The organism is Paenibacillus sp. N119s (assembly GCF_059447605.1).
This window is the reverse complement of the sequence record NZ_JCAJRU010000007.1, coordinates 1-24670: the sequence shown is the minus strand read 5'-3', so window position 1 is coordinate 24670 and position 24670 is coordinate 1. Positions and strand designations below refer to the sequence as shown.

25 protein-coding genes are annotated in these 24670 nt (G+C 46.7%); 1 reads left to right on the top strand and 24 read right to left on the bottom strand.

Annotated features, from left to right (window positions below):
* Positions 1-10: 10 nt before the first annotated feature.
* The 24 genes from AC5V8P_RS02005 to AC5V8P_RS01890 all read right to left on the bottom strand — a co-directional run bounded on the left by AC5V8P_RS02005 (position 11) and on the right by AC5V8P_RS01890 (position 23421).
* On the bottom strand, positions 11-478 hold the full coding sequence (locus tag AC5V8P_RS02005; protein WP_064796427.1) for a hypothetical protein: 468 nt from the start codon (positions 476-478) through the stop codon (positions 11-13).
* Positions 475-963, bottom strand: coding sequence for an RNA polymerase sigma factor (locus tag AC5V8P_RS02000; RefSeq protein ID WP_064796426.1), 489 nt, complete (start codon positions 961-963; stop codon positions 475-477). Before AC5V8P_RS02000 ends, AC5V8P_RS02005 begins: the two co-directional genes overlap by 4 nt.
* A gap of 250 nt (positions 964-1213) precedes the next feature.
* Positions 1214-1942 (bottom strand): DnaD domain-containing protein, encoded by a 729-nt coding sequence (locus tag AC5V8P_RS01995; RefSeq protein ID WP_063213447.1) that lies wholly within the window; start codon positions 1940-1942, stop codon positions 1214-1216.
* A 3-nt stretch (positions 1943-1945) separates the two neighbouring features.
* On the bottom strand, positions 1946-3241 hold the full coding sequence (gene asnS / locus AC5V8P_RS01990) for an asparagine--tRNA ligase (protein ID WP_064796425.1): 1296 nt from the start codon (positions 3239-3241) through the stop codon (positions 1946-1948).
* 133 nt (positions 3242-3374) lie between these two features.
* Complete coding sequence (locus tag AC5V8P_RS01985) at positions 3375-4571, bottom strand: acetate/propionate family kinase (protein WP_063213449.1); 1197 nt, start codon at positions 4569-4571, stop codon at positions 3375-3377.
* Positions 4568-5440, bottom strand: a complete 873-nt coding sequence (locus AC5V8P_RS01980; protein ID WP_063213450.1) for a 3-hydroxyacyl-CoA dehydrogenase family protein — start codon at positions 5438-5440, stop codon at positions 4568-4570. The genes AC5V8P_RS01985 and AC5V8P_RS01980 overlap by 4 nt, the downstream gene beginning before the upstream one ends.
* A 136-nt stretch (positions 5441-5576) precedes the next feature.
* Complete coding sequence (locus AC5V8P_RS01975; protein WP_063213451.1) at positions 5577-7079, bottom strand: AAA family ATPase; 1503 nt, start codon at positions 7077-7079, stop codon at positions 5577-5579.
* Positions 7072-7605 (bottom strand): hypothetical protein, encoded by a 534-nt coding sequence (locus AC5V8P_RS01970; RefSeq protein ID WP_063213452.1) that lies wholly within the window; start codon positions 7603-7605, stop codon positions 7072-7074. The genes AC5V8P_RS01975 and AC5V8P_RS01970 overlap by 8 nt, the downstream gene beginning before the upstream one ends.
* A 455-nt stretch (positions 7606-8060) precedes the next feature.
* On the bottom strand, positions 8061-8585 hold the full coding sequence (locus AC5V8P_RS01965) for a cell wall elongation regulator TseB-like domain-containing protein (protein WP_064796423.1): 525 nt from the start codon (positions 8583-8585) through the stop codon (positions 8061-8063).
* 37 nt (positions 8586-8622) lie between these two features.
* Positions 8623-9924, bottom strand: a complete 1302-nt coding sequence (locus AC5V8P_RS01960) for an amidohydrolase (RefSeq protein ID WP_063213454.1) — start codon at positions 9922-9924, stop codon at positions 8623-8625.
* A complete protein-coding gene (locus AC5V8P_RS01955; RefSeq protein ID WP_063213455.1) occupies positions 9911-10564 on the bottom strand; it encodes a redox-sensing transcriptional repressor Rex in 654 nt (217 codons plus the stop codon). Before AC5V8P_RS01955 ends, AC5V8P_RS01960 begins: the two co-directional genes overlap by 14 nt.
* A 27-nt stretch (positions 10565-10591) precedes the next feature.
* Positions 10592-13474 carry an ATP-dependent DNA helicase DinG gene (dinG, locus tag AC5V8P_RS01950; protein WP_064796422.1) on the bottom strand — a complete coding sequence of 961 codons (2883 nt, stop codon included), beginning with the start codon at positions 13472-13474 and terminating at the stop codon, positions 10592-10594.
* A gap of 157 nt (positions 13475-13631) precedes the next feature.
* Positions 13632-14264, bottom strand: a complete 633-nt coding sequence (locus AC5V8P_RS01945) for a tetratricopeptide repeat protein (RefSeq protein ID WP_064796421.1) — start codon at positions 14262-14264, stop codon at positions 13632-13634.
* An 82-nt stretch (positions 14265-14346) separates the two neighbouring features.
* Entirely contained in the window at positions 14347-14730 is a 384-nt protein-coding gene (panD, locus tag AC5V8P_RS01940) for an aspartate 1-decarboxylase (RefSeq protein ID WP_013371641.1), read from the bottom strand.
* Positions 14723-15661: a pantoate--beta-alanine ligase gene (gene panC, locus AC5V8P_RS01935; protein WP_064796420.1), complete on the bottom strand. Its 939-nt coding sequence runs from the start codon at positions 15659-15661 to the stop codon at positions 14723-14725. Before panC ends, panD begins: the two co-directional genes overlap by 8 nt.
* Entirely contained in the window at positions 15658-16566 is a 909-nt protein-coding gene (gene panB, locus AC5V8P_RS01930; RefSeq protein ID WP_064796419.1) for a 3-methyl-2-oxobutanoate hydroxymethyltransferase, read from the bottom strand. The genes panC and panB overlap by 4 nt, the downstream gene beginning before the upstream one ends.
* A gap of 346 nt (positions 16567-16912) precedes the next feature.
* On the bottom strand, positions 16913-17887 hold the full coding sequence (locus tag AC5V8P_RS01925; RefSeq protein ID WP_064796418.1) for a biotin--[acetyl-CoA-carboxylase] ligase: 975 nt from the start codon (positions 17885-17887) through the stop codon (positions 16913-16915).
* Complete coding sequence (locus AC5V8P_RS01920; protein WP_064796417.1) at positions 17880-19202, bottom strand: CCA tRNA nucleotidyltransferase; 1323 nt, start codon at positions 19200-19202, stop codon at positions 17880-17882. Before AC5V8P_RS01920 ends, AC5V8P_RS01925 begins: the two co-directional genes overlap by 8 nt.
* 54 nt (positions 19203-19256) lie before the next feature.
* Positions 19257-20420 (bottom strand): N-acetyl-alpha-D-glucosaminyl L-malate synthase BshA, encoded by a 1164-nt coding sequence (gene bshA, locus AC5V8P_RS01915; RefSeq protein WP_064796416.1) that lies wholly within the window; start codon positions 20418-20420, stop codon positions 19257-19259.
* An 84-nt stretch (positions 20421-20504) separates the two neighbouring features.
* Positions 20505-21197, bottom strand: a complete 693-nt coding sequence (gene bshB1 / locus AC5V8P_RS01910; RefSeq protein ID WP_064796415.1) for a bacillithiol biosynthesis deacetylase BshB1 — start codon at positions 21195-21197, stop codon at positions 20505-20507.
* Entirely contained in the window at positions 21194-21631 is a 438-nt protein-coding gene (mgsA, locus tag AC5V8P_RS01905) for a methylglyoxal synthase (RefSeq protein WP_064796414.1), read from the bottom strand. The genes bshB1 and mgsA overlap by 4 nt, the downstream gene beginning before the upstream one ends.
* A 56-nt stretch (positions 21632-21687) precedes the next feature.
* On the bottom strand, positions 21688-22491 hold the full coding sequence (gene dapB / locus AC5V8P_RS01900; RefSeq protein ID WP_064796413.1) for a 4-hydroxy-tetrahydrodipicolinate reductase: 804 nt from the start codon (positions 22489-22491) through the stop codon (positions 21688-21690).
* 31 nt (positions 22492-22522) lie between these two features.
* Positions 22523-23041 (bottom strand): tetratricopeptide repeat protein, encoded by a 519-nt coding sequence (locus AC5V8P_RS01895; protein WP_064796412.1) that lies wholly within the window; start codon positions 23039-23041, stop codon positions 22523-22525.
* Positions 23042-23091: 50 nt separating this feature from the next.
* Positions 23092-23421: a nucleotide pyrophosphohydrolase gene (locus tag AC5V8P_RS01890; protein ID WP_064796411.1), complete on the bottom strand. Its 330-nt coding sequence runs from the start codon at positions 23419-23421 to the stop codon at positions 23092-23094.
* A gap of 214 nt (positions 23422-23635) precedes the next feature.
* Here AC5V8P_RS01890 and AC5V8P_RS01885 point away from each other — a divergent pair, with 214 nt between their 5' ends.
* The gene (locus tag AC5V8P_RS01885) at positions 23636-24505 is read left to right on the top strand and encodes a YitT family protein (RefSeq protein ID WP_064796410.1); all 870 of its coding nucleotides are present in this window, start codon (positions 23636-23638) and stop codon (positions 24503-24505) included.
* The last annotated feature ends 165 nt before the right edge of the window (positions 24506-24670 follow it).

Genomic DNA, 24670 nt, shown 5'->3' with positions numbered 1-24670 from the left:
TTTCATTTATTCAGGGCTTTAATTTATCGAGCCAGGTTGTTGTAGCTTGCATGACTTCTTCGCTGTAAGACACGCGTTCATTGGGAGGCATCTGCTTTCCGCCTGAATGCGGCATCATTTTGTCAAAGGCTCCACTAGATAGCAAGATCAACGTTAGGCTTGCCGCAATAACATAATGAAATATAGGTTTTTCAAACCAGCGGCGTTTTTTGAATACAACTTGATTCGGCACTTCTATATCGGGGAGAACGGCCATTACCTGATCTGTGAAGCGTGCCGTATCCATCCAGGCAGAGTATTCTTCCAATGCCGGCTCTAATTGCTCCAGTGCAACAAGATATAACATTAGCGCTTGTTCATCTTGTAACAAGAGCTTTTCCAGCCGAGTAGATTCCTCTACCGTACAAGTTCCTGTAATGTATGCATGCCAGTCATTCGTTTGCCCTTCCATCCACGGTCTATCCTGTTGGTCAGTCATCGCCATTCCTCCTCCTTCCAGTGATTTCGAATCCATAGTCGTGCCCGATAGAGTCTGGACTCTACCGTTTTTAAAGCTATCTGCGTTTCTTGTGCGATTTGATCGTAGGTTTTGCCCTGCATATAGTAAGCTTGAATAATATCCCGATGTTGCTCGGGTAACTGGGCGATTTTTTGTGATAGTTCTACTGTTTGTTCTTCGCGGATGAGACGGGCCAGTACATCCTCATCCGGGGAAGGAAGCTGCACAAGGGATTGTGCCACGTCTATAAGCTCTGCGGGCCGCCTGTCTTGTTTGCGTTTGATATCCAGCGCTTTATGGAGCGCAATTCGGCTCAGCCACGTTTTAAACCCTTCGTTCCGGTACTGGGGGAGAGACTTGTACACCTGAACGAACGCCTCCTGCGCGGCATCTTCCGCTTCCTTACTGTCATGTAATACCGAATAGGCCACATGAAATACATGCTTGCTGTACAGCTCTACGATCTCACGGAACGCCTGCCGGTCACCAGACCGGATTCGTTCAATGATTCTCTCTATATCAATGACGCTCTCCCCCTTCCCAATACTATAGACGCCAGAGAATTTTCTCCCCCTGCATATTTCGAAAAAAAATATTTAAAAAGGACACACCCTTCAACTCGAAAGGTGCGTCCTCTATCATTAAAGCTTATTTACACTTCATTGTGAAAGTTATAATGCATAAATCGGTTACCTGAAAGGTCGTTCTATGATTTTAACTACGACCACCACTACGGAATCGCTGGGCATATTCTTTCGCATCCTGAGCATTACGGACCCGGTTTCGGCTCCACTCTAACAAAATGCGATCTATATACCGGAAATGTACTTTCCCGGCAAACACCGCTTCCTTCAGAGCCAGCAAAATCAGTTCCTCCGGATACCGATCCTGATCCACCCAGCTACTGATCGTCTCGTATTCCATCGGTGATAACGGTCGGCCGAATTCTTTCTCAAAAATCGTGAACAAATTTCGTTCTTCTGTAAGCGGGGATTCCGATATTCCATTCAGTAAATCCGACTTCCCGGCAAACAAAATGTCATCTTCATCGTGCTGCTCTGAACGCTCGGCGATCATACATTCAGCCAGCTTGCGATACAGCCCCGTCAAGTTATAACGTTCAAATTGCACAGATGAGTTGCGGTCTTCTACGGAATCTATCCGCAAAAATCCTTCTTTCATGAGCTTGCTGAAATAAAGTGCGATTTCGTTTGCAGTGCAACCCATACGAGCCTGCAATTGCTCCCATGTCGGAAAATCATTACGTTCCGCTTGTTTAAATGCAAGTAACTGCATCAGCAGCAGCATTTCACCATCCGTCAGCCGAAGCGTCCGATAATGCTTGAGCAGGGCGTAGGGAATTTGAACCATTCCGGTTTCCATAGCGTAGGCTACTCCCTCCGCCCATTCTGCCGCTGATGTCTTGTCGAATGATCCTGTCATTGATTATGGATACAAACGATACAGCATACGTGGGAACGGAATTGTTTCACGTACATGATCGAGTCCACAAATCCAGGCCACTGTACGCTCTAATCCCAATCCAAAGCCGGAATGCGGAACGGTACCATAGGTGCGCAGATCCATATACCATTGGTAAGCCTCACGTGGCAAGTTATGCTCGTTAAAACGTTCTTCCATCAATGCTGGATCGTCAATCCGTTGGGAACCCCCGATAATTTCGCCATACCCTTCAGGTGCGATCATATCGGCGCACAGAACAACCTCTGGGCGGGCTGGGTCAGGTTTCATATAGAATGCTTTAATGTGAGTCGGCCAATGCGTAATGAACACGGGCTTGTTATATCTTTCGGCAATAGCTGTTTCATGAGGAGCACCAAAGTCTTCACCCCACGGGATATCGAATCCTTCACCTTGAAGGAAGGCAATTGCCTCATCGTACGTAATCCGTGGGAATTCGCCTTGAATTTGCTCCAGCTTCGAAACATCGCGTCCGATAGCTTCAAGCTCCTTTGCACAATTTTTCAGAACAGACTGCACGATATGGCTTACAAACTGCTCCTGAATGCACAAGGATTCTTCATGATCCACAAACGCCATCTCAGGCTCAATCATCCAGAACTCAATCAGGTGACGGCGTGTTTTGGACTTTTCCGCACGGAAGGTTGGACCAAAGGAATACACTTTACCCAGCGCCATTGCCGCAGCTTCCATGTACAATTGTCCACTTTGTGTCAAATAGGCATCTTCGTCAAAATATTTGATATGGAACAACTCTGTTGTACCTTCTGCAGAAGATGGAGTTAAAATAGGCGGGTCTACTTTCGTAAAACCATTGCCGTTGAAAAATTCCTGTACAGCACGGATAATTTCCGCCCGGATAATCAGAACAGCACGTTGCTTGGCGGAACGCAGCCACAAGTGGCGATGGTCCATCAGGAAGTCTACACCGTGCTCTTTGGGAGTAATCGGGTAGTTTTCGGTCAAATGAATGATTTCAATACCTGTAACCGTTAGTTCAAAGCCCGATTGGCTACGTGGCTCCTCACGCACGATTCCAGTTACATAAAGGGAGCTCTCTTGAGTCAAGGATTTGGCGTCATTCCAAATATCCTCCGACACTTCGCTTTTCACGATAACCCCTTGAATATACCCGCTGCCGTCACGCAGTTGCAGGAACTGAATTTTACCACTGGACCGCTTATTGTTTACCCAAGCGCCGATTGTAACCGTTTCCCCTACATGGCGGCCCACTTGGGCAATCGTACTTTTATTTGTCATGACCGTCTTCTCTCCTTAAACCGAAAATCAAACAGCCCTTCCCCTTGGGTCAGGCTGTTTGCTCTCGCTGTTTGGTGCATGCAGAACTTAAACTATAGCTCCGCATGTATAAATTTTACATTTAGGAACCGAACTACTGAACCAGACGGAACGTATCACGGGCAATTACCAGTTCTTCGTTCGTTGGAATGATCAGTACTTCTACCTTCGAGTTTGCAGTTGTAATCCGACGAATCTCGCCAGAACGAACAGCATTCAACGATTCATCCAGTTCGATACCGAGGAATGTCAGTTGCTCCAACACTCTTTTACGCAGAACGACGGAGTTTTCGCCTACGCCTGCCGTAAATACAATTACGTCTACCCCGTTCATTGCAGCAGCATACGAACCAATATACTTACGCAGACGGTATTCATACATTTCAAATGCCAATGTAGTATTAGGCTCGCCTTTTTCCATACCTTCTGTGACTTCACGCATATCGCTGCTGATACCAGAAATAGCTAGAAGTCCACTATGCTTGTTCAGCATGGAATTGACTTCATTGACAGTCAATTCTTCTTTGTTCATGACATAAGGCACGATCGCTGGATCCAAATCACCACTACGAGTACCCATCATAAGACCTTCTAATGGAGTCATACCCATGGAAGTATCTACGGACAAACCGCCTTGAACTGCTGTTACACTACCGCCATTACCGATATGACAAGTGATAATCTTCAGGTCTTCCAAAGGACGGCCGACAAATTTGGCAGCTTCCTTACTTACAAAGTCATGGGAGGTACCGTGTGCACCGTAACGACGAACCTTGTACTTATTGTACAACACTCTTGGGATGGCGTACATATAAGCTTTTTCAGGCATGGTTTGATGGAACGAAGTATCAAATACCACAACCTGCGGTACTTCTGGCATATTCGTCTCAGCCGCTTTAATCCCCATCATGGATGCCGGATTATGCAGCGGAGCCAGGTCGAACAAACGGCGGATTTCACTCTTCGCTTCAGGTGTTACGAGTGCTGACTGTTTGAAGATTTCGCCACCATGAACCACACGATGACCCACAGCCTGAATTTCACTAATACTGGAGATGACACCATGCTCTGCATCTGTGAGTGCATTCAGCACTTTGCGGATGGCTGTAGTGTGCTCCAAAATTTCGCTAACTTCAGTGTATTCTTCCTTATTGGTTGGTTTATGCGTCAGAATAGAGGAATCCATACCAATACGTTCTACCAAACCTTTTGCTAAAACGGACTCGTCCGTCATATCATATAATTGGTATTTCAGCGAAGAACTACCTGCGTTGATTACGAGAATTTTCATATCCGGTCACCATCCTTGTCATACTTGAAGAAACCTTCGCCCGATTTCACGCCCAGATTACCTGCACGCACCATTTTCTTCAGGACGATGGACGGACGGTATTTCAGCTCGCCAAATTCACGGAACATCCGCTCCAAAGCGGCCAGAACGGAATCCAGACCAAAGCGGTCAGCCATTTCCAAAGGACCGTTTTGGAAGCTGTAGCCGATGCGCATAGCATCATCGATATCTTCCGCGGAAGCTACCCCCTCTTGAAGTACATGAGCCGCTTCGTTAATCAGGAGGCAGATAATCCGGCTAGTTACAAAGCCAGGAGATTCATAAATCATGACTCCTTTTTTCTCCACAATTTCTTCCACGAACATTTTAGTGTTTTCAAATGTTTCGTCTGATGTTTTCAAACCACGAATAATTTCCACAAGATCAATACGGGATACTGGATAAATAAAGTGCATACCAATAACACGCTCTGGATACTTGGTCGAGCTAGCAAGCTCGGTCAGGCTCAGCGTGGATGTATTACTTGCAAGAATAATATTGTTTGGACACACATGATCCAGCTCTTGGAAAACAGCTTTCTTCTCGTCCAGATTCTCTGTAATGGTTTCAATCACCATATCACAGCTAGCAAGCTCCGCCAGATGGGATACTTTTTCAATGCGAGATAAAATCAATTTTTTCTCTGCTTGAGTAATTGCCCATTTTTCGAGTTGCTTGTCTAGACTTGTTTCAATCATATTATAAGCGTAGTCTAGTTTCTCTGGTGTCTGCTCTACTAGCAGCACATCGATTCCTTTGGACGCGAGCATTTCAGAAATACCCTGTCCCATGGTGCCGCCGCCAATGACGCCGATTTTTTTAAATTGCATGGTTCTTAACTCCACCCTTTCCTGGTCACTCTCATATATTGTATCCTTCTTTGTCGAAAAATACATGTTTATGTCCCAATAGATAATAATATCTTAGCACGGACTAAAAGTAAAAAAAAATAACCAGCATAAAAAATTATGCTGGCAATAAAGCATTTTCACTAAATTGACATCTAAATTGATCTCCAGACAGAGTTTCTTCCTTCATCAGGATATCAAGAGAATTGTCGAACACAGGACGGTGCTTTTCCAACAACTCCAAAGTCCGGTTATGAAGATCATTCATAATCTCGCCATTTTCCCGCATAAGTTCTTCTTTTGTAACCATTTCCATGTTAATAATTCCAAGAGAAGTCAATCCGGAAGTCATCATCGTATGAACGATGTTCAGTGCCTGCTCAAAATCATTGCTTGAACCAGTACTCCGGCCCCCGTAGTACATTTCTTCAGCCGTAGCCCCTGCGAGCGAAATCATAATCTGCTCCTCCAGGTACTGCTTGGTATATAAATAATGCTCTTGCTGTGGATTGTGACGCACATAACCGAGCGCTTTCCCACGCGGACTGAGCGCTACTTGGCTTACGCTGCCAGGGCGAACGATTTCAGCCATTATAGCATGTCCCAACTCGTGAATCGCTACACGTTTTTTCTCTTCCAGTGTCGATTCTCGGTCTGTTTTTTCACCCATCATCACCTTGTCAATCGCCATAGACAGATGACTCTGCGCAATCATTTGCTGATCCTGTCTCATGGCATAGATTGCTGCTTCATTCATGACGCTCTCAAGCTGCGCACCGGAAAAACCGTACGACTCCTCTGCGATTTTGTCCAAATTAGTATCTTCCTGGATCGGTTTGTTTTTGGCATGAATTTTAAGGATATGAAGACGGCCTTTCTTATCAGGCAAATCTACTTGAATATGACGGTCAAAACGTCCTGGACGCGTTAAGGCGCTGTCCAGCATTTCTTTACGATTCGTTGCCGCAATGAGCAATATTCGCGGTGTATCTGCCGAATAAATGCCATCCATTTCTGTCAGCAATTGATTCAGAGTCTGATCATATTCTCGTTGCTGTCCACCCTCACGCTTACCGCCAATAACATCAATCTCATCAATAAAAATAATTGCATTTTCTTTCTTTTCCTTGGCTGCACGAGTGCGAGCCTCCCGAAACAACTCACGGACACGACCTGCGCCGACACCCACGTACATTTCAACAAATTCACTGCCTGAAGCTGCAACAAACACAGAGTTTGTATAATGTGCAGCTGCTTTCGCCATCAGCGTTTTTCCTGTTCCCGGAGGACCTGTGAGCAAAACACCTTTTAATGGACGAATGCCAAACTTGGAAATTTCATCATGGCGATTCAAAAAATCCAAGGCTTCACGCAATTCCTGTTTTGCGCTTTCTTGACCACCAATTTCCTCAAAAGTCAGCTTGTCCGGACCATTTTTTTTACGTTTGCGCTCTTGTCCGGCACCTACGGCCAAGCCGCCACGCGCATGCATTAGCATTAACAAGCCGCTGAGCATCACGCCCGCAACCAGCAGAGGGATAATATTTACCCCTATAAAAACGAGAAATATAATGGTCACCGGTATAATACCGAGTAATATTTCCTTGATCCATCTAGGCATTAGGCCATACCCCCATTTGCTGAGATTGACGTGGCAAAACGATAAACTTCGTCGCGTTGCCTTCACTGAGTCGGATATAGACATTGTTCGAATCCATATCGGTATCAGCCTTGATCCCTGCTTTTTTCTTTTTCATCTGCTCAACTGTAGATGAAATTTGAGTATATTTTTTATTTTCCATCGCTTCGGCTACAGGAAACATAGCTTCAGACCACCATTGATTCAGTGATGAATTGGAATGATCTGCAATATCCAGGTTAATCGAGCGGCTGCCAATGATGGACTGCCCTTTTTGCTTAACCACATCGACCAACCCGGCCACATCCGCCTGCGGTTTGAGATCAAGTTTCAAGACGACCTGATCCTGTTTAATATCTATTTGAGCGCTTTTCACGCCTGGATATTGAGATACCAGTTTTTCTAGAGGACTTTGCATTGTAACCTGACGATAAATGAACCATCCCCCAAATAACAACAAGGCTGCCAAAACGGCCGCCACAACAATAGGAACTGCACGTAACTTCAAACAACATCCTCCTCTCAAAATGTAAAACCCAGAAGAAACGGGACGAATGTCAACAAACAACCAAATTGCATGATCTTATAGCGATCAGCAACTTATTTATCTATCATATTTGTCTATCACTTATAAAATATAGTATATCATAACGTGAATCTAATATCGAAGGCAATGTGTGGAGGAGTTGTGAGAAGGCAAAATCATTGGTTATGGGTGGAAGCCGATGTCTTAGCAGAAAAATTAGCTAGGTATGGATGCTTCGCTAGCTTAAAGCCCAGCTTTGCAGCGCAGCAAGAAAAAGACGTAAATACGAATTATATCGCATTTACGCCTTTTTTTTCTTCATTTCAATCATTCCAAGCTATATAGTCTGAGTGTAAAGGTTATCTTCGCGCAGCGCGGTGTCTGTTCCCTCCTACCTCAGCACTTCCAAACCACCATTCTCCATTCTTAACATCATGCTAGTAATTCGGCAAAGTATACTTTATTCCTGTCGATCCCCCATCAGAGAAACGATAGAAGATATAGTTATGATGGCTTCCATCATCGTAAAACAGTTGCCATACATATTCGCCGTTGAACACACTCGGTTGGAGTCTCACAATTTTCACATTAGGAAGTTGCTGCTGGATAATCGCCGTCATTTTTTGTTCGTCGACTCCGTTTTTCATCAGCTCAGTGTGAACACCTTTTGGATCTGCAGCAGGTACATTAGGTTGTCCCTCCATTTTTTGAAAGGGAACCCACACCATTATATTTTCATTCTGTGCGTTTTTTCCTTCAACTACCCAATATATCTGATCCCATACAGACTTCCATGTCTGAGTCGTGCTAACCAGACCACCCACTTGCTTGGCCTTAATGATAGCGGCATTTTTCTCAGCCACCTGGTCTTGAGTAACGTAGGAATAATACCAGAAAATGCTGACCAGGATCAGTATTACGGCCAAAATGGCGACCGCTATCCATTTTTTCTTATTTTTCAAACCTGTGCTTCCTCTCTAAGGGGATGTGACACCTGAATTAGCGCGACAGCAGCCCTTCAAAGGCGGCTTGTGCCTCATGTTTGATACGTTCCTCGTCCATCGTCAGGCATTCGCCATTTTTCACAACCTGACGGCCGTCTACCCATACATGAGCCACGTCTTTGGCACTTGCAGAGTATACGGCATGGGAAATAAGATCTGTACGCGGCAAGAAATGAGCCTGATTCAGATCTAACGCGATAAAGTCAGCCTTGTTGCCTGCTGCCAGCGCTCCTACCTCTTTTAAACCGATTGACTTTGCGCCATATTCTGTTGCCAGACGCAGTGCTTCATTGGCAGGAACTGCCGTAGGGTCACCAGACACTCCCTTGTGAATAAGTGCCGCCAGACGCATTTCCTCGAACATATCCAGATTATTATTGCTGGCAGGACCATCTGTTCCAAGAGAAACGGTCACTCCTGCACGCAGTAGTTCAGGCACTCTTGCTACGCCGCTTGCCAGCTTCAAGTTGCTGCCTGGATTATGGGAGACCGCTACACCTCGTTCTGCTAATAAGGCAATTTCTTCGTCGTTCAAGTGAACGCCGTGGGCAACCAGGGAAGGACGAGAGAAAAAGCCAAGCTTATCTAAATGTGCAACTGGACGCAAACCGTAATCACGTACGTTTTGCTCAACTTCGGCGATCGTCTCGGACATGTGCGTATGCAATGGTAAATCGAGATCATGTGCAGCTTGTACGAATTTCTCGATAAACGCAGGCGGACATGTGTACGGGGCATGCGGTGACATCATGGTTGTGATACGGCCGTCTGCTTTACCATGCCAGTTGCGCGCAAAAGTTACGGCCTCGGCCAGCTTGATCCGCTGTTCTTCTTCTGAGCATAGTCCAATTGCTCCACGCATCAGACTTGCACGAATGCCAGACTCTTCAGCTACACGAGCCACCTCATCCATATGGTCGTACATATCCAGGAAAGTCGTGGTTCCACCCTTTAGCATTTCTAACACTGACAAAGATGTTCCCCAGTACACATCTGTAGATGTAAACTTGGCCTCCATAGGCCACATTTTTTCCTGCAGCCACACTTGAAGGGCCAGATCATCTCCATATCCTCGCAGCAGAGACATCGCCGCATGACCATGAGTATTCACCAGACCAGGTAAGAACAATAGCCCCTTACCGTCGATTGCTTCCGTCTCTTCCTCACCAGCAGGCAAAGTCTCGCCAATGTAAGTAATGCGGCTATCCTCCACAATCATAAAACCATGAATTACTCCCGCTTCGGCTCCATTTACGGCAAAAGAACCGTTTTTAATTACCCATTTATTCACTGTCATCTTGTGCTTCTTCCTTTCCATCCTCCAAATAATATGCGAGGCTAAGCAAATCAGTTGTAAAATCTGTGGCATGTATCCGAACGTTAGCCGGTGCCTTGAGAATGATAGGTGCAAAGTTCAGAATCGCCCCAACTCCACTCTCAATGAGCCTGTCAGCTACGTGCTGTGCCTCAAACTCAGGCACTGTAATAATCCCGATTCGAATATTTTTTTCCTTCACAGTCGCTTCCAGTTCATCCATTGGCTGAACGACCAGTGTATTGATTCTGGTCCCAACCTTATCTGGAAACGCATCAAACACTGCCACAATCTTCATATTGTCTTTTAAATATGCGTTATAGTTTGAGAGGGCTTGACCCAGATTACCCGCTCCGACCAGTACTACATTAATCTGCTGGTCGATTTTCAGGATATGGCGTATTTTCTCAATTAGATAAGAAACATCATAACCGATACCCTTCCGGCCAAAATCGCCAAAATAGGCCAGGTCTTTACGGATTTGGGCCGGATTCAAATCCAGCCTCTGCCCCAGCTCTTGAGAAGAGACCGTAGCCACTTCCCGTTTGTGCAGTGCATTCAGATAGCGTAAATATACGGGTAACCTCCGTACGACAGCCTCTGAAATTTTATCTGATTTCATACTTGCTCCCCCTAATTGTAACGGACCTTAGGTGTCCGTCCGTTGTGCCTCTGTCTCCGGGGCGGATTGGAGCCATTCCGCAATGCGTGGCACCATTTGCTCCGATGGCATATGCTCCATTTTGGGTCCCGGCAACGAGTACAAAAAGTGCTTTCCGTAATAGGATTCGATCACACGTGTATCGTAGACAATGACGACTCCGTGGTCGCTCGCTGTACGTACCAACCGACCAAATCCCTGTTTGAAACGGATCACTGCCTGTGGTACAGACAGCTTCATGAATGGATTCTTCTTCTGCTGCTGGAGCAACTCGCTTTTTGCCTCCAGTAACGGGTGATTGGGCGGTTGAAACGGCAAGCGAACGATGGCCAGGCAAGTCAGTGCCTTCCCTGGAATATCGACGCCTTCCCAGAAGCTGCTGGTTCCCAGCAGTACAGAAGCTTTGGCTTCCTGAAACCGGCGGGTTAGCTTGCTGCGGCTTCCACTGTCCACACCTTGTCCTAACACGGTAATATCACTGGATGCCAGCGCTTCTTTGAGCGGCTCATACACTTGCCGGAGCATCCGATAGGAAGTAAACAGAACAAGCATTCTCCCCCGCGTTGCCTGAGCAGTCGCCCCTAGAGAGCTAACGAGCATCTCTACAAAGTGTGCATCCCCTACACTACCCTTCACACTCGGAAAATCCCGCGGAATGACCAGCAACACCTGATCCCTGTAATTAAAAGGGGATGGGAGCTGAGAAGTCATTAATCGTCCTTGATCCGCAGCCTCCTGCAAGCCGAGTTGCTCGGTCATGTACTGAAATGACTTATCTACCGATAAAGTAGCAGATGTCAGAATAATACTTCTTTTTTTGTCAAAAAACATTTCTTTCAACTGACGGCTCACATCGACGGGCACCGCATAAAATTGCAATGACTTACTACGGAATTGCCCACTCGCTTCGAGCCAGTATACGGTTGTTTCATCATCGAGTCGTATAAAGAAACGTAAATTTTCCTTAATTCCCGCCAAATCCTTAAACAGACCCGTAATATCTGTAATGAGACTATCTGCCGCATAATCGTCATGTTCTTCCTTGACATCCAGCATCAGCTTGTCGCCCTTGCGCAAAATTTCGCTCAGCGTTACATATAGCTGATTTTCCAATGCTGCCGCCTGATCCCACTTCGCGGGCTTCGCCGACGGTTTCAGACGTGAAGAAAACTGCCCTGTTTCTCCCGGCGTTGCATCAGTACGTTCCGGCAACATGCCAAACAGCTTATCGCTTAACAGGTCCCAAGTTTCCTTAACCTCTAAAACGAGTGGATACAGCTGGTCAATGGTTGAGGCCCATTCTGTTGACTTCTCATGCCCCGATTTTGCCAACTGCTGACGTAGCGAAGGCAATTGTCCATTCTTACTGTCCTTGAACAATCGAGTCAGCGTGTGCACAAGTGTGAAATATTTCATATGCATGCCCAGGTGCTTGCCAGCTACTTCTTCTAGATGATGAGCTTCATCAATGACCAGATGTTCATAGCTCGGCAGCAGTTGGTGACTTGCTTTGACGTCGGTGAACAACTTGGAGTGATTCGTGATAACCACATCCGCTGTTCCTGCTTCATGACGTGCACGATGATAGTAGCATTTACGGAACCATGGGCAAGAACGACCAAGACAGGACTCGGAATCACTGGCCACCGTTTCCCAAAAATCCCCTCCACGGTTGCTTAGGTTTAGTTCCTCATCATCGCCGGTTTCTGTCAGCGTCAGCCAGACGATCATTTGAGCCGCTGTAATTAAGTCTTCCTTTGGTGTCGCGAAGTCTCTTCTGTTTATTTTATGTTCAAACTTGCGCAGACACAAATAATGTCCCCGACCCTTAAAAATGGCAGCCCGGAACGGGAACGGAATCACTTTTGTCAGCATCGGAATATCACGTTCTCGCAATTGCTCCTGCAGATTAATAGTATGCGTACTTACGGTGACCCTCTGCCCATATTTTACACTATGATATAGTGACGGAAGCAAATAACCTAGGGACTTCCCTGTTCCTGTCCCCGCCTCAATCAACAAATGCTTATCTTGACTCAGGGCTTGGTTTACACCCTCAATCATTTGGATCTGGGCCTCGCGCTCCTCATATTGGCTCAAGGATGAACGCAAATTGTCCCGCACATCATCCATATACTCCTCAAAGGAAACACCTGACAGCGGATTCGGATCATCTTCTCTACGCGGAGTAGCCAGCTCGGTCCAATCCTCCACTTTAAGCGCAAGCTGACGGAAAAATTGATGTTTCTCCAAATCCTGAATAGGATCAAGCTCTTTCTCTTCCCGAATACCGTCAAGAAACCAACCAAGATCACTGTCTTCCTCTGCAAACAAATCGCTAAGCCGCTGTATCGTTATCAAAGGCAATGCCTGAAGCTCACCTAGACACTTTAAAAACACCTCAGCTGTAGCCAACGCGTCACTGTCTGCCTGATGAGGGCGGTCATGTGCCAGCCGAAACTCAGAGGAAACAAAACCCAATTGGTAAGAAGATAGCGACGGGAACAAGATTTTTAGAAAATCCATCGTATCCAAAATTCTACCGCTGAAGGGTAAGTATCCGCACCGATCCAAAGCGCTTTGCAAAAAATTGAAATCAAACGCCACATTATGACCGACCAGCACGACATCATCCAGCATAGGCACGAGTTCCATCATCATTTCTTCGAGTGAAGGCGCGTCTTTGACGTCATCGTCTGTAATCCCGGTCAAGCCGGTGATAAAAGGTGGAATAGATCTGCCAGGGTTTACATAAGAGCCGTAAACACGGGAAATGCTGTTATCATGATCTATAATTGCAAGTCCGACTTGAATGATATCATCCGCGGACTGGGTGCCTGTCGTTTCAAAATCCAATACCGCAAATTTCATTCGAGCTTAATCCTTTCTTTTGACACATACAAAAATAATAACTCCGTATAATAGCATAGCAGAAGATTGCCTGTTTGGAAATTAAGACAGCCAAAAAAGACGATGCACACGGCCCCCAAGGAGGTGGGCATGCATCGTCTTATTCGGTGTCTGACAGCTACATCCAGGTTAACATGGAGCTGTTGCATCGAAGCTTTTCGGCACCAGACAAACAGGCTTGCATATTGTGCAGTGGCTCGGGTAGTGTTGGATCGAACTGATGTGCGAGAGCAAAATATTTTTGCGCCTCTTTTACGTCAGCCTGCTTTGCCATCAAACAGCCTAACGCATTAAAAATGACGGCTTTTAGTCCTGGTTGTTCAGTTAGGTGCAGCACCTTCTGAAAATGGCCTACAGCCTCTGCTGAATCATCCAGTTGAAAATAAGCCATCCCCATATACATGCAACTCTGCCAGCTGTTTGGAAAATGCTGTAGCACCTGCTTAAATTGCTGGATGGCCTCAGGGTACATAAGTAATCGATAATACCCCTGCCCCCGGTTAAAAGCCGGCAGCTCCTTTTCTGGCAATTCAGCGTCAGACATGTCGGTCTCTGCGGAAAAGCCAGCCGCACGCAAGCAAACCATTTTTTCCTCAAAAGCCAGCCACTCATCCATAATTCCATCACTCATTCTCCGCAGCAGACTCCAATTCTGCAGCAGCTCCTGTCTGCGGGGGCCCTGGGCTGATGGGTAATGCTTCACGATATCATCTAACATGCTGTTCATTTCTGCGAATACATGCTGGAACATGTGCATCCCGCCCTTACGAAAGATGGATTATTACAATCACATTTTTCGCTTAAATGAGGGGTTTCATCCGCACTCCCATTCATTACATGATCGTCGCGTGTACTTCCTTGTTCATCGTTTGGGCTGGTTTATTATGTTCATCCACAAATACCACAGTTGGCTTGTATGTTTTGGCCTCTTCATTTGACATGGAAGCATAGGAAATAATGATGACTGTATCCCCAGGCTGAACCAGACGGGCTGCCGCACCGTTGAGACAAATTACGCCGCTTCCACGCGGTCCTGGGATCACATAGGTTTCCAGTCGAGCTCCATTGTTATTGTTTACAATTTGAACCTTTTCATTCTCCAGCAGATCCGATGTCTCCATTAAATCTTCATCTATGGTAATACTCCCCACATAGTTCAGGTTGGCTTCGGTAACCGTCGCGCGGTGAATTTTAGATTTCATCATGGTTCTAAACATGGGAAAGTACCTCCACTTTCTGTATTCTTATATTGTCAATCAGTCGGGTATTCCCAAATTTCACAGCCAGCGCAACAATGATGTCGTCCTGCACATCACATAGACGCTGCTCAAGGCGAAGGGGCTCCAGACCAGGAAAAGTTAATATTTCAATATAGTCAATATCCGCCAAAGGAGAAGAGGCAATGGTAGACTCCACCATTTGACGTATCTGCTCCATCGTAATGGTGTTCTGTACGATATCTTCGCTCACTTCTTGCACCTTACGCAGGGACTGGGACAGGACCAACGCCTGCTTACGCTGTTCCGCACTCAAATATACATTACGGGAGCTAAGAGCCAAACCATCGGCCTCTCTCACGATAGGACAAGGTATAAGGGTCACACTCATATTGAGATCAGTCACCATTTGTTGAAGCACAGCAACCTGCTGCGCATCCTTCATTCCAAAAAAGGCCAAATCAGGACCTACCATATTAAACAGCTTGGCTACCACTGTAGTCACACCGTCAAAATGACCTGGACGGGAAGCACCGCACAAGCGGTCTGTCAAAGCGGATACGTGAATTTTGGTTTGGGTTGGCTGCGGGTACATTTCTGCTACCGTCGGCAAAAATACAATATCCACGCCTTCGCGCCGAGCTACCTCCAGATCACGAGCTTCATCGCGAGGGTAGCTGTCCAGGTCTTCGGTAGGTCCAAATTGAATTGGATTTACGAAAATGCTAAGCACCACCGTATCTGCCATTTCGCGCGCCTTTTGCATCAAGCTCGCGTGCCCTTCATGCAGGTATCCCATTGTTGGTACAAAGCCAACTTTATGTTGCAGTAATGAGGCAGAATCGTGTGCTTTTTTTTCTCCATTGACTCCAAGCTGCCGACGTTCGGCAATAACCTTGCGGAGCTGAGCTACTTCTCTTACGATGATCATGACTGAGATTCCACCTTTTCCTTAGCTTGTTCCAGCGCTTGTCCTTTTGCTTGTCCGTACAAGGACTCCAGGGACTCCACAACGCGATCATCCGCGCTAAACACATGCTCTTGGGCAGGGAATGCCCGCCCTTTTACATCGCTCACATATTGCTCAATACTGCTGCGGATCAAGCCGCCTACATCGGCATAGGTTTTCACAAAACGTTTGCTGAAATAAGGCGAAGCATATTGAATCAGATCGTGATAAACGAGTACCTGACCGTCACATCCACGTCCTGCACCGATTCCAATCGTCGGAATGGAAAGTTCTTTAGAAATCGCCGTTGCCACTTCCTCAGTCACCAATTCCAAGACAATACCAAAGGCACCTGCCTGTTCTAACGCCTTGGCATCTGCCATCAATCGGCGTGCGTCCGCTTCGTCCTTACCTTGAATGCGATAGCCGCCAATCTGATTAACGGATTGCGGAGTAAGCCCGATATGTCCCAGCACAGGTACACCTGCCTGAACAGTCGCTTTTACAACATCGGCGATTTCTGCTCCGCCCTCTAATTTAACCGCATGCGCATGTCCTTCCTGCATCAGACGACGGATGCCTTGAAGACTTTCGGATATACTACCGTGATATGTCATAAAAGGCATGTCCGCTACGATAAATGTATGCTCAGCCCCTCTTGCCACTGTCCGGGAATGGTACACCATATCATCCAAGGTCACAGGGATGGTCGAATCATAACCAAGAACTACGTTACCCAGCGAGTCCCCGACGAGAATGATGTCAATTCCCGCTTCCTCGGCTATCCTAGCCGATGGATAATCATAGGCGGTCAGCATACTGAGCGGAATGCCCTCCTGCTTCATTTTTTTCATTTTCACAATATTCAGCGCTTGTTTTCCTGCCATTTCGAATGGCTCCCTTCCATCTTTTTTTGGCACAAAAAATAACCTTTTATGAACGCTTGTACATCTGCGTCATCAAAAGGTCCGAACAGCCAAAAAAGACACTCATTTTGAGATCGTCCCTTCTGTCTCGGTCCTGTTCGGCTCAGAGCAGAATCCAACGTAACCTTCAAATGAAGTTATGATGGTCTTACAAACTTGCTAAAGTAGAGCATGTGCCCTTGGAGTGCAGCTCGGACCGTCCGATGCCGCCTCCTGCACAGTATAACAAAAAACATCCACTTTTTCACGTGAAGTTTTACACAGGGAACAGAAAGATTATGAGCGTTTTTCACAGCTAAGGTCGCTTCTACAATTGTATGTCTCCTGAAATGACCTGAATTCGCTCTCCAAGATCCGTTTCAATCAAGAGTGCCCCTGAAGGGTCCAAGCCGACCGCTGTACCTTCTACCGCTACCCCTTGTCCCGTATGTGCACGAACGCTGCGGTTCATCGTCACGGATAACGCCTCCCACAGCATAGCTATAGGCTGAAACCCCTGCTCGGCATATAGCTTGCTTAGCTGCTCCATTTCTTCCAGAACTACAGCAATCAGTGTAGTACGGTCAATTTCAAGCCCTGCTTCTATTTTCAAAGATGTCCCTACATGGGATAGCTCTTCCGGGTAATCTTCTACATTCAAATTAACGTCGATGCCAATTCCTGCAATGCAATAGCGAACCCGTTGATCCTCTGTTGCAGATTCCAGCAGAATACCGGATACCTTGCGACCATGGATCAGCAGATCGTTTGGCCATTTAATACCTGCCTCCACACCCGTCAGTCGGCGAATAGCCCGACATACCGCCACACCTGTAAGCAGCGTTAGCTGAGGGGTAAAAGCCAAGGGCTGGGTGGGGCGCAATATAATGCTCATCCATATCCCTTTACCGCGAGGGGAATACCATTTCCGTCCCTGACGTCCCCGGCCTGCTGTCTGTTCCTCTGCCAGCACTACCGTTCCCTCTGGAGCACCCTCTTCTGCCAAACGCATAGCATCCTGTTGAGTGGATACCGTCGAATCCAGCACTATGATACGCTGGCCAAACGATTGTGTAGTTACTAGATCTGACAATCTGGAGACTTCCAGTCGGTCAGGCCGAGATATCAACCGATAGCCCCGGCGCGAAGAGGCATCGATATTATAACCCAGCTCACGTAGTTTGTTGATTTGCTTCCATATTGCTGTGCGACTAACGGAGAGGCGGCGGCTAATCTCCTCACCAGATACGTAATCTGATGAACCTTCCTCCAGTATGCCTAACAGTCTCTCATGATTATTCACTACTCATCACCCGTTTCACTTCCTGAAGCAATGTTTCTGTTTCATTCGGGATATCTCCGCAAGCGACCGCTTGTAAAAGCTGTTCCATCAGCTGTCCCAGCCACGGTCCACCTGGTCGATTCATTGCCTGAACCAGCTCATTTCCAGTAATATTTAAATCCTTAATCCGAACGACTACTGCCTGCTGTGTCCAAGAGTTTGCCAGTTCAGCTATTTTCTGCACATGCATTTCTACCGATGGTGGTAATCCGCGGAACGAAGAAGGCAGTGTCTTGTAAAGCTCTAACCAGTCTGATGCTGTGTCCTTTCCCAGCTTAATTAACAATTGAATCCAGCTGCGACGCAGCGCCTCATCGTTGATACAGTCAGAATCACTTGAAACAGAATTCCCAGCTATGGCAGCAGCATGGCTGATGAGCTCAGTTTCCCATTCCAACAAATGAACCAAACGTAGACGTGCAGCGTTAGAGAAGGTCCAAGCTCTTAACAGCTCGTCTGCTGCCTCGAAGCTAAGTCTACAAGACATAAGGAGCAACCCCCATCGCAACTCTGCTGGCAGCTTCACGATCTCCTGGAGCGCCTGTGCATCACATTGTTCCCAGGGAACTGGCACTTTCGTACAGTCGAGCAATCCGCTACGACCCAGCATCTCCAACCCACGTAACGGGTCAGGCCCCGCCAGCATCTTTTCTAATTCGACTCGTACCCGTTCCATGGCTATGTATCGGAGTCCCTCTCTGCGACGAATCATACCTTTCCAGGTATTGTAAGCCACTCGGAACCGGAATACAGAGGCGAAACGGATGCAACGCAGCATTCGCAGCCCGTCCTCCTCAAAGCGTTCCTCGGCTCGTCCCACACAACGAACGAGAGCGGCTCGCAAATCAGCTTCTCCACCAAACGGGTCTACTCGTTCCCCGTGTTCAGCCATCGCTATCGCGTTCATCGTGAAGTCCCGCCGCATCAGATCCTCACGGATGTCCTTCACAAAGGATACTTCTGTTGGACGGCGGTGATCGGTGTATCCACGTTCCGTACGAAAAGTGGTCACCTCGAACGCATGACCATCCTGCATGACCGTTACCGTCCCATGCTGGATTCCTGTCGGAATCACATGAGGGAACAGTGCTAAGACCTCTTCAGGCTCAGCCGAAGTGGTCAGATCCATATCATGAATAGCTCGTCCTAATAGCTCATCCCGTACACAGCCACCAACCCAATAAGCTTCGTGGCCTGCTGTGGTTAGTGTATGTATGACCTCTCTGCCGCGAAGAGCCATTTCTGGATCAGCATATTGCCAAGTATTTGTATTCATAGGGTTTCCCCCTTTGCAAGTTATTCAATAAAAAACGGACGCGAGTCCGCCTCCTTAAACGCTGATCGGTTTAAGATCCGGCACCTCGCGTCCCAACACACGGTAATAGATTTCTTCATATTGACGGGTAATCAGCTCATCGCAGAATACGGTACGTGCTCGTGTCAGGCACGCTTCACGGAAACGTTCCGCCATCGCTTCATCAGACAGCAGTTCTACTGCATAATCAGCCATCGCCTCGGTATTACCGATTTCAGCAAGATACCCCGTACTTCCATGCACGACAAGTTCAGGTACTCCTCCTGCCTGAGAACCAATTGTTGGCACTCCACAGGCCATTGCTTCCAGTGCAACTAGACCAAAACTTTCCTTCTCCGAAGGAAGCAGCAGCACATCCGCCATAGAAATCACTTCTGCGATTTGATCCTGTTTACCTAAAAAGAAGACTTTGTCCTGCAGGCCCAAACTTTCGATTTTACAACGAATCTTTGGAAGATCCGGTCCTTCTCCTACAAACAGCAGCTTCGCAGGTACCTTTTGCTGCACTCTGTCGAAGATATCCAGCACATCTCCCACCCTTTTAACCGGACGGAAATTGGAAATATGCATCATAATTTTTTCGTGCGGTTGAGCAAAATCTCTCCTAAGCGCAGCGGCATCTCTTGGATAATATACTCGTTTATCTACAAAGTTGTAGGTCAAATCTATAGGTCGTGTTATTTCTAACGCATCGATTGTCTCCCGAATCAAATCCTTGGAAACTGCTGTCACAGCATCGCTTTTGTTAATAGCCAGTCGAATCAGATCCTTTAACGATTCATCCTGTGCCAACACTGTAATGTCTGTGCCGTGCAGGGTGGTGACCACTTTCAAATGATCGCCCACCATTTCCTTCGCCAAATAAGCGCACACCGCATGCGGAACAGCATAATGAACATGGAGTACATCCAAATTCTTCATTTGAGCCACCTGGGCCATTTTTGTCGCTAGTGACAAATCATATGGCGGATATCTGAACACATAATAATCGTTAACTTCGACTTCATGATAAAAAATATTTTTCTGGAACGTCCCGCCTAATCTGAACGGAATGCTATTAGCAATAAAATGGACCTCATGCCCTTTTTCTGCCAGCAACTTGCCCAGCTCAGTAGCCACAACGCCCGAGCCACCCAGTGACGGATAACAGGTAATCCCAATTTTTAGTTTGTCATTCAAGCTAAGCTGCCTCCTTCCGTTCATCCATAATCACTTGTATGCCCATTTATTTCAGCATTCTACAACATGCGTAGGTATAAATCCTTATGTGAATAGCTTAACCAGATATGGCGTTTTGGACGCAAACCCTTCTGCATATGAAATCAGTTTGCGTTGCCCCAGCAACGAGTCCCTAGCCTTTACCCGTTCCACATAGCCCTGATTCAGTGGTGTGGATACCGTGTCCTTCCCAGGTGCTGCCTGAAACTGCGAAGCATAACTCAACAACGACTGTTCCTTGGCATCATAATGCTCGGTAATGTCCACAATCAAATCTGTTCTGCCGATATCATTGATAAAATAAAAATATAATTGCTCGACCTGTACCGCGGGACTCTCCGGCATAAAACGTCTCAACTTGGCGTTAAATACAGCTTCTTCTACTAACTTGCTGCACATGACATGATCTGGATGCCGATCCTCCCAATAAGGAGCAAATACAACTTTTGGAGCATGGCGCCTGATTTCTGCTGTAACTGCTGCTACATGTTCAGGTGTTACATATAACCCACGATCAGGCAGGCCCAAATTCGTCCGCACAGCAAGCCCGAGCACTTTCGAGGCCTGTTCAGCTTCTGCCATACGAGTATCCACATCACCATTGGATGACATTTCAGCCCGCGTCAAATCGCACACCCCTACCTTTAGACCTGCGGCTGTATGCTTGGCAATGGTGCCACCCATTCCGATTTCTGCATCGTCGGCATGGGCTCCGAAAATCAGGATGTCCAGCGTCATTTCACATCACCCTGCTGGTCAAGACCCGGTTTATATTTATGCACCAGCTCACGCCAAGCAAAGTCGCCACGATCCAGCGCTTTCACCAGTATTTCAGCAGTTGCAACGTTGGTTGCTAAAGGAATCCCCTGCACATCACACAGACGTAGCAAGGCGCTAATGTCCGGCTCATGCGGCTGCGCCATGAGAGGATCACGTAAAAATATAATCAAGTCCATATCATTTTGCGCAACCATAGCCCCGATTTGCTGATCTCCACCGAGCGGACCGGACATGAAACGGTGAATTTGAAGCTTGGTTTGCTCCATTATGCGCTGACCTGTTGTACCTGTTGAATACAATTGGTGATCTGTAAATACTTGCTCATACGCCGTTATAAAATTAACCATTTCATCCTTTTTGCGGTCATGCGCTATAAATGCAATCTTTAACATTCGAAATTCCTCCTGCCTCATTCTATAATGCCATTTATCAATTCATTCGTATATTCTTAATCGATATAATGCTCAAAACCATATACAAGCCCCGGTTGCTCCATCACCTTCTGAATACCGATTTTAACACCAGGCATATATCCAGCTCGTTCATAGGAGTCCTGACGAATTTTCAGAGATTGTCCAAACCCTCCAAATATAACTTCTTGCTGTGCGAACACACCAGGAAGACGGACACTGTGAATACGGAATCCTTGATAGTAACCACCACGTGAACCTTCTAGCATTTCTTCCTCTTCCGGATTGCCTTGACGTAGCTCCTGACGCTGCTCGGCGATCAGTTCTGCAGTCTTAATGGCTGTGCCTGAGGGCGCGTCCAATTTTTGGTCGCCATGATATTCGATGATTTCCAGATGTGGGAAATATTTTGCTGCCTGAGCCGCAAACCGCATCATCAAAATAACTCCGATCGAAAAGTTAGGCGCAATCAGCCCCCCAATTTGTTGTTCACGACACTGCTTGTCCAGTTCATCAATTTGTTCGGGAGTAAACCCTGTCGTACCGATAACCGGACGAACTCCATACTTAATAGCAAGCGCTGTATGTGCGTATGCAAAACGCGGCCCCGTAAAGTCAACCATGACATCGGCTCGGCTCTCCAGTAAAGCCTGCTCTACATCTTCCATAATAGCGATACCAGCTTCTGGTAGTCCGACGAGAAGGCCGGCATCACTGCCGGCGTGTGTTCTGTTCACTGCGGCTACAAGCTGTAGTTCCTCATCCTGAAGAACCAATTTGACAACCTCACGGCCCATGCGCCCTGCTGCTCCAACGACAGCCACTTTTATTGGTTCTGACATATCCCTACAACTCCTTCTGCATCCATTTGTGCTAGATTTGTTCATTCATCTGCTGGCATAACTTCTTCATAAGGTTGGCAAGCTGCACATTGTGAGGATACAGCGCTGCAGCCTCACGAGCAGCCTGCACAGCCAGCTTATGTTCATTCAATTCGTCATAAATCAATGCGAGCAGCAAAAATGCGTCACCACATAACGGATCAAGGGAAATTGCCCGTTCCAGCAGCAATATCGCATCTTGATGCATCTGCGGCGTAGGTCTGTCGACCTCCAGCATTTTTCTGGCCTTTTCTGTATACTGCCTGGCTTCCTGCGCATGCAGATGGAGAACATATTCTTCCTGCTGTGGAGCGAGGCGAACCGCATGCTCTGCATATGCCAAAGCCTGCTCCAAGCGTCCACTACGAGCATAGGTAACCGAGCATCGGAAATAATGTTCCGCATGATCAGGCTGAGCTGAAATCGCTTTTTCAAACCATTCCACCGCCTGCTCAAAATCGTTCTGCAAAATGCACTGATAAGCTTTCTGAACGTATTCCTCCGCCTTCATGACACTGCACCTCCGGGTAACCGGTTTGGTACAGCATATGTACAAAACGCCTAATCGGTGTCCTTTTTAGTCCAGCGATTCGCGTCACGCGTGTTAAATTTATGCATAACCTTATCATGTGCCTCGGTCAAATTTATACCTAGTGAGTTCGCAAAGCAAACTGTGATGAACAAAATGTCCCCCAGCTCCAGCTCAATGGAATTGTCGGCTTCATCCGCTTTTTTCGGCTTCTCACCAAAGGAGTGATTGACCTCCCTCGCCAATTCACCGACTTCCTCGGACATCCGGGCCAACATAGCCAAAGGACTGAAATACCCTTCCTTAAATTGAGAGATATACTGGTCTACCTCACGTTGAATTTCATCTAACGATTTTTCCATGAAACACGCAATCCCCCCATGTGCAGGTTTATTCATATGTTATCGTAAAGCACATTTTAAAACAAATTTTTTTTAATTGTGGACTAACGATATCAACTTGCAGTCATCTGTCTTTTAAAGCTGCCGCAAAAAGGTATACTAAACATAGGGATCTGCGATTTACGAAAAATTGCATGGAATCGCTCATCCTTAAACTGCTACTGTGAGGGATTATATGAAAATATCCAAGTCCATGGAACAGCTTAAATTGATTTTGCCGATCGTATTTGGCACAGCCATCTATGCATTCGGTCTTCTTTATTTTATTATACCCAGTAAATTGATGGAAGGCGGTATTACAGGGATTACCCTGCTGCTTAATTATGCTTTTTCGATTTCACCTTCTCTCTCCACCTTGTTTCTGAACATTCCATTATTTTTAATTGGATGGAAAATGCTTGGGGGCAAGTCGATTATATATACGGGGGTCGGTATTGGGTCACTCACATTCTTTTTGTGGTTATTTGAAAAAATGATTCATCTCGGATGGATGGGGACGTTTCAGACTGAACACGATTTTATACTTTCTTCATTATATGCGGGAGTTACGCTTGGGGCCGGGCTAGGCATTGTGTTCCGCTTTGGCGGCACTACCGGTGGCTCGGATATTATCGCTCGTATTTTAAATCGGAAGTTTGGGTGGAGCATGGGGAGGATTATGCTGGTCATTGATATTGTCATTATCGGCGCTTCACTACTTTACATACCCAAAGAAAAAATTCTATATACATTAGTCGCTGTGTTCATCGCATCCAAGATTATTGATTTTATACAAGAGGGGGCTTATTCCGCCAGAGCTTTTATGATTATCAGCGATCACACGATGGATATTGCAGATATTATTACCAGGGACATGGATCGCGGAGTGACGATTATTCCGGCTGTAGGTGCATTTTCCAAACAGGCCAAGCATGTTGCCTATTGTGTCGTGTCCCGTCAGGAAATACGGCGACTGCACCAAATTGTTAAAGCGGTTGATCCACGGGCGTTTATCATCATTCAGGATGTGCATGATGTACATGGGGAAGGGTTTAAAGAGGAATAGCCCGGTAATCCGGGCAATGGGCTAACAAATAGTGGATGGCTCACAACAAAATTGCGAATGTTCAAACTTTCATCGTTACCCAGTAAAACCAGCCCGATATTTACGATAACCTGCATAGGCCAGCGCCAGCAGTACAATCATACCGATGGCCACTTCAGCCCGGCG